5 protein-coding genes are annotated in these 5941 nt (G+C 69.5%); 4 read left to right on the top strand and 1 reads right to left on the bottom strand.

Annotated elements, in window-relative coordinates:
- From VF697_RS11715 to VF697_RS11705, 3 genes are all read left to right on the top strand, one after another.
- Positions 1–386: AgmX/PglI C-terminal domain-containing protein (locus VF697_RS11715; RefSeq protein WP_331094298.1), on the top strand; the 386-nt coding region annotated here is incomplete at its 5' end.
- A gap of 43 nt (positions 387–429) precedes the next feature.
- A complete protein-coding gene (locus tag VF697_RS11710; protein ID WP_331094296.1) occupies positions 430–1266 on the top strand; it encodes a DUF4081 domain-containing protein in 837 nt (278 codons plus the stop codon).
- Positions 1267–1311: 45 nt separating this feature from the next.
- Positions 1312–1935 carry a tRNA-(ms[2]io[6]A)-hydroxylase gene (locus VF697_RS11705; RefSeq protein ID WP_331094295.1) on the top strand — a complete coding sequence of 208 codons (624 nt, stop codon included), beginning with the start codon at positions 1312–1314 and terminating at the stop codon, positions 1933–1935.
- Positions 1936–1942: 7 nt separating this feature from the next.
- On the opposite strand, the gene VF697_RS11700 is transcribed toward VF697_RS11705, so the two are convergent.
- Positions 1943–3799, bottom strand: a complete 1857-nt coding sequence (locus VF697_RS11700; RefSeq protein WP_331094300.1) for an SLC13 family permease — start codon at positions 3797–3799, stop codon at positions 1943–1945.
- Positions 3800–4033: 234 nt separating this feature from the next.
- On the opposite strand from VF697_RS11700, the gene VF697_RS11695 reads away from it, so the two are divergent.
- On the top strand, positions 4034–5827 hold the full coding sequence (locus tag VF697_RS11695; RefSeq protein ID WP_331094293.1) for a phosphoenolpyruvate carboxykinase (GTP): 1794 nt from the start codon (positions 4034–4036) through the stop codon (positions 5825–5827).
- The last annotated feature ends 114 nt before the right edge of the window (positions 5828–5941 follow it).

The raw sequence follows: 5941 nt of genomic DNA, 5'->3' as shown, positions 1-5941 counted from the left end.
CCGTGCCCCCCGCCGCCGAGCCTCCTTCCTCTATAGAGGAGGGGGAGGAGCCCATGCCCGAGCTGCCCCCGGGTACCTGGGACCCGGAGGAGGTCCGCGTGGCCCTCCGCGCCGTCCAGCCCTTGGTGCGCGAGTGCCTCGTCGACGCGGCGCTCCGCCACCCGGGAGCACAGACAGTGAGGCTGCGTTTCACCCTCGAGGCGAGGGGCGAGCGCGGCGGCTTCCAGCGCCCCGAGGTGGTAGAGAGCACCCTCCAGGACCCTTTCGTGCTCGCCTGTCTGCTCGATGCTTTCGCCGACACGCAATTTTCCGCCCCACCTGGGAAAGCGCCGCTCACCCTGACCCATCCGTTCCACTTCCGACCACGAAAGGACGGAGGCCCTTGAAAGCCCCGGCGGGGCCTATGGTGTACTCCCGCCCGCGCACAACATGCCCGTCACGGTCCAACAGCTCGGCCCCAAGGACACCGATGCGCTGAAGGCGCTGCTCGGGAAGGATCCGTCCCACAACCTCTACCTGCTGGGGTTGCTGGAGGAGTTCGGCATCGCGCCGACCGAGAGCCGCAGCAGCTACTCCTTCTGGGGGCGCTTCGATGGAACGGCGCTCACTTCGGCCCTCTTCGTGGGGGGCTCGGGCGGGCTGGTGGTGCCCTCGGCGAGCGACGGCACGGCCACCAGTGTCATCGCGGATGCCCTGGCCGAGCGCGTGAGGCTCAAGGCGGCCGTCGGGGAGAAGCCGGCGGTGGACGCGCTGGTGCGCAGCCTGTGCTCGGGCAAGCCACGGCTGTCCAAGACGTACCGCCTCTTCAGTGTCTCGGCCGATGACCTGGGGCCCTTCACCAATCCCCTGCTCCGGCTGGCGCGCGAGGACGAACTGCAGCGCGTGCTGCCGCTGGCCATGGGCGCGGTGCGGGAGACCCACGAGCGGGACGCGCTCTCCGAGGATCCCTACTTCGAGGCGCGGGTGGCGCAGCGCATCCGGGCCAGGCGCACCTACGTGCTGGAGGAGAACGACGAGCTGGTCTTCAAGGTGGACATCGGCAGCCGCTCGCAATACGGGGCCGAGCTGGAGGGCCTCTACACAGTGCCCTCGCAGCGGGGGCGGGGCCACGCCACGCTGTGCCTGGGACAGATTTCGCGCTTCCTGCTCTCGTCGCTGCCGCGGCTCACCCTCCGGGTAGAGGAGAAGGACGAGTCCATGGCCCGGATCGCTCGCAAGGTGGGCTACCTGGCCGGCCGCACCCAGCGCCTGGTGCTGGTGGAGTAGCGCCCGGGAGCGGGGCGGTTACACTCCGCGCCCCCGGAGCGCGCCATGTCCCGTCCCACCCCCGATCGCCGTCCCCTCTCCGGAGAGGGCCCCGTCATCCTCCGCGTCCCCAGCGATCCGCGCTGGCTGCCCCTGGCGCTCGAGCGCTTCGACGAGGTGCTCGTGGACCACGCCCACTGCGAGAAGAAGGCGGCGGCCAATGCCCTCTCGATGATGCAGGCCTACCCGGAGCTGCCCGGCCTGCCGGCGCAGATGGCGCGGCTGGCGCGCGAGGAGAGCGCCCACCTGGCCAAGGTGCTGGACCTGATGGCGGCTCGGGGCCTGACGCTGGGGCGCGACGCGGGCGACCCGTACGCGCAGGGCCTCCAGAAGGTCATCCGCACCTCCCAGGAGGGACGCAAGGTGGACCGGCTGCTGGTGGCCGCGGTCATCGAGGCGCGCTCCTGCGAGCGGCTCTCCCTGCTGGCCGAGGGCCTGGAGGACCCCATGCTGCGCCGCTTCTATGGTGAGCTGGCGCAGTCCGAGGATGGCCACCAGTCCCTCTTCTACCGACTGGCCGTCACCGCGACGGGCGGGGACGAGGCGTCCGTCCAGGCCCGGCTGGACGCGCTCCTCACCCACGAGGCCGAGGTGCTGAAGCAGGTCGGCCTGCGCCCCGCCATCCACTGAGTCCCCCTCACCGGGGGACGAGGCGCTCGCTCACGGGCTCCTGGGGACGCGCCGGCTCGGCGCCGGCCTTGTGGAAGGGCCACACCACGGGCACCACGGCCACGAGGAAGGCGAGCAGCAGGGCCGTCAGGGGCGTGCCCAACCGGAAGAAGTCGGTGAAGCGGTAGTGGCCGGGGCCGTACACCAGCACGCAGCTCGGCTCGAGCGGCGTGATGAACGAGCAGCTCGCCGCCAGCGTCACGCCGATGGCGAAGGGCCGCGGGTCCACGCCCAGCTTCACGGCGGCGGCGATGGACACCGGGAGCACCACCAGAGCCGCGGCCTGGTTGCTCATGGGCGCCGACAGCACGATGGTCAGCGCCATCATCAGGAGCAGCACCGTGCGCGGGCCCCCATAGTTCCCGACCTTCGCCGCGAAGTTGCCCAGGAACATGCCCGTCCCGCTCACCTCCATGGCCACGCCGAGCGCCATCATGGAGCCGATGAGCAGCACCACGCGCCAGTCCACACGGAAGGCCCGCCGCGCGTCCACGCAGCCGGTGACGATCATCGCCAGCATCCCCGCCAGTCCCGCCACCGACAGCGGCACCACCTGGAAGGTGCCCAGCGCGAGCGCCCCGAGGAAGAGCACCACCGCCAGCAGCGACTTGGTGTAGCGCGGCGGCTGGTACTCCACGTCCCCGAGGATGAGCAGGTTCACGCCGTCCGACAGCTCCTGCACCTTGTCCCGGGGGCCGCGCAGCAGCAGCACGTCACCGGCCGACAGCGGCAGGGTGGACAGCGACTGCCCACCGAAGAGCCGCCCCAGCATCTGCAGCTTCGTCAGCCGCTGGATGGCCGGCTTGCGGTGCAGCGCCAGCGCCACCAGGCCGTAGCGCTCCAGGAAGAGCGTCTCCTTCAGGCTGCGGCCGATGAGCGGGCTGCCCGTTGGCACCGTCGCCTCCACCAGCAGCGTGTCCTGGGGCCGCAGGTCCGTGTCCGACAGCCGCATGTCCGGCCGGATCTCAATCCCCCGCAGGTCCTTCACCCGGAGGATGTCCTCGCGGTTGCCCTCGATGATGAGCCGCTCGTTGCCCACCAGCCGGTACGTCGGCACCGCCGGCTGGGACTGTCCGTCGCGGACGAGCCCGATGACGCGCAGCCCCAGGCCCTCGGTGATCTCCGCCAGATCCTTGCCCACGTAGCGCGAGTCGGGCGGCAGCTCGGCCTCGGTGAGGTAGTCGCGCAGGACCCAGTCGCCCACCGTCCCCTTGCCCACACGCGCCGGCAGCAGCAGCGGTCCCAGGAGCACCACGACGAGGATGCCCATCACCGCCACCGGCAGCCCCACGGGCGCCAGCTCCAGCACCCCGATGGGCGCCAGCCCGAAGCGCGAGAAGGCCGCGGACGCCACCAGGTTGGTGGAGGTGCCATACAGCAGCACCATGCCGCCCAGCATCGAGGCATACGCCAGCGGCAGCAGCACCTTGCTCTTGGGCACCTTGGCGCGGTGCGCCGCGCCGATGGCCACCGGGAGGAAGGCCGCCGTCGTCACCGTATTGGAGACGACGGAGGAGAACGTCGCCACCACCACCATCATCGCCAGCACGAACGTCTGGTGGCCGAAGCGAGCGAAGAAGGCGAGCCGCTGCCCGACCAGCTGCACCACGCCCGTGCTGGCCAGGCCCTCCGTCATCGCCAGCAGGGTGAAGATGAAGATGACCGTGTCGTTACTGAAGCCCTCGAAGGCCTGCTCGGGCGTCAGCACCCGGGTGGTCGCCAGCAGACACACCACCACCAGAGAGCTCACCTCGATGGGAATCACATCGATGGAGAACAGCACCAGCGCCACCAGCACGATGGCCAGCACGATTCCAATCGTGATCGTCATTGGCTCCCGTCCGACCTCCCACGCCGCCGCGCCGCAACCTGTGGACCCAGGTGCTGGAAGGTGAGGGCCCCGTCCCACCAGAAGTCACCTTCTGGATAAAGGGGGGTCGATTAGTGAAAATGAAGGGTGGTGGGAGTCCCGGGACAGTGTTCGACCCCTCGCGTTGTTGCTTTTGAAGGGGCCTCCCAGGGAAGGTTGCGCCCACTCAATTTCGGAGGAGACTCGCGAATGGCCTCGACCCAAACCGCAGCGCTCCAGGGCACTGCTCCCACGAAGAACGCGGAGCTGCTGACCTGGGTGTCGAAGATGGCGCAGATGACCCAGCCGGACAGCATCGTCTGGTGTGATGGCTCGGAGGAGGAGAAGAAGCGCTTCACCGACCTCGCGGTGAAGGAAGGCATCCTCATCCCCCTCAACCAGCAGAAGCGCCCCGGGTGCTACCTGCACCGCTCCAACCCCAATGACGTGGCGCGCGTGGAGCACCTCACCTTCATCTGCACCACGAACAAGGAGGACGCCGGCCCCACCAACAACTGGATGGAGCCCGAGGCGGCCTACACCAAGCTGACCCACCTGTTCACCGGCGCCATGAAGGGCCGCACCATGTACGTGGTGCCCTACGTCATGGGCCCGCTGGGCAGCCCCTTCGCCAAGATTGGCGTGGAGCTGACCGACAGCGTCTACGTCGCCCTCAACATGCGGATCATGACCCGCATGGGGAAGGCCGCCCTGGACATGCTGGGCGACTCCAACGACTTCAACCGCGGTCTGCACAGCACGGGCGATCTCAACCCGGACCGCCGCTTCATCTGCCACTTCCCCCAGGACAACACCATCTGGAGCATCGGCAGCGGCTACGGCGGCAACGTGCTGCTGGGCAAGAAGTGCCTGGCGCTGCGCATCGGCAGCTACCTGGGCGAGCACGAGGGGTGGCTCGCCGAGCACATGCTCATCCTCGGCGTCACCAGCCCCAAGGGGGAGACGACGTACGTGGCGGCGGCCTTCCCCTCCGCGTGCGGCAAGACGAACTTCGCGATGATGATCCCGCCCAAGGAGTACGCGGGCTGGAAGATCGAGACCGTGGGCGACGACATCGCCTGGATGCGCGTGGGTCAGGACGGCCGCCTGTGGGCCATCAACCCCGAGGCCGGCTACTTCGGCGTGGCCCCCGGCACCAACTCCAAGAGCAACCCCAACGCCATGGCCTCCGTGGCCCGGGACACCATCTTCACCAACGTGGCCATGACGCCGGACGGCGACGTGTGGTGGGAGGGCATGGACGGCGAGGTCCCCGAGGAGCTCACCGACTGGCAGGGCCGCCCCTGGAAGAAGGGCAGCACGGAGAAGGCCGCGCACCCCAACAGCCGCTTCACCGCGCCCGCCTCCAACAACCCCGTCCTCAGCCCGCGCGCCAATGACCCGATGGGCGTGCCCATCTCGGCCCTCATCTTCGGCGGCCGCCGCTCCAACACCGTCCCGCTCGTCATCCAGGCCTTCAACTGGACCCACGGCGTGTTCCTGGGCGCCACCATGGGCAGCGAGACCACCGCCGCCGCCACCGGCAAGGTGGGCGTGGTGCGCCGCGACCCCATGGCCATGCTGCCCTTCTGCGGCTACCACATGGGGGACTACCTCCAGCACTGGCTGGACATGCAGAAGAAGATCACCCACCCGCCCAAGATCTTCCAGGTCAACTGGTTCCGGCAGGACAAGAACGGCAAGTTCATCTGGCCGGGCTTCGGCGAGAACATGCGCGTGCTCGAGTGGATCGTGAACCGCGTGCACGGCCGCGTGCCCACCGAGGAGACGCTGCTGGGCTGGGTCCCCCGCCAGGATCAGGGCCTCAACCTCCAGGGCCTGGACCTCTCCCCCGAGGCCGTCGCCGAGGTCACCTCCATCAAGGAGGACGAGTGGAAGGCCGAGCTCAAGAGCCAGGAGCCCTTCTTCGAGTCCCTGGGCCTCAAGGCCCCCGAGGCGCTCACCCTCCAGCGCAAGCTGCTCATCTCGCGCCTGGGCACCTGAGCTGAACCCCAGGAGGGCCCTCCCGGGGCCCGCCGTCCACCGGGGCCGTCCCACCGCGAGGGGGGGCGGCCCCGCTGTCTTGCGGGGTTGACGGGCCCCTCTTCGCTCGGCGGG

The organism is Archangium sp., from assembly GCF_036388035.1.
Taxonomy (GTDB): domain Bacteria; phylum Myxococcota; class Myxococcia; order Myxococcales; family Myxococcaceae; genus Archangium.
The sequence above is the reverse complement of the archived record's forward strand: the minus strand, read 5'-3'. Positions and strand labels throughout refer to the sequence as shown.

Coding starts and splice junctions, on each gene's coding strand:
- VF697_RS11710 (WP_331094296.1), top strand. CDS start 430: ATGCCCGTCACGGTCCAACAGCTCGGCCCCAAGGACACCGATGCGCTG.
- VF697_RS11705 (WP_331094295.1), top strand. CDS start 1,312: ATGTCCCGTCCCACCCCCGATCGCCGTCCCCTCTCCGGAGAGGGCCCC.
- VF697_RS11695 (WP_331094293.1), top strand. CDS start 4,034: ATGGCCTCGACCCAAACCGCAGCGCTCCAGGGCACTGCTCCCACGAAG.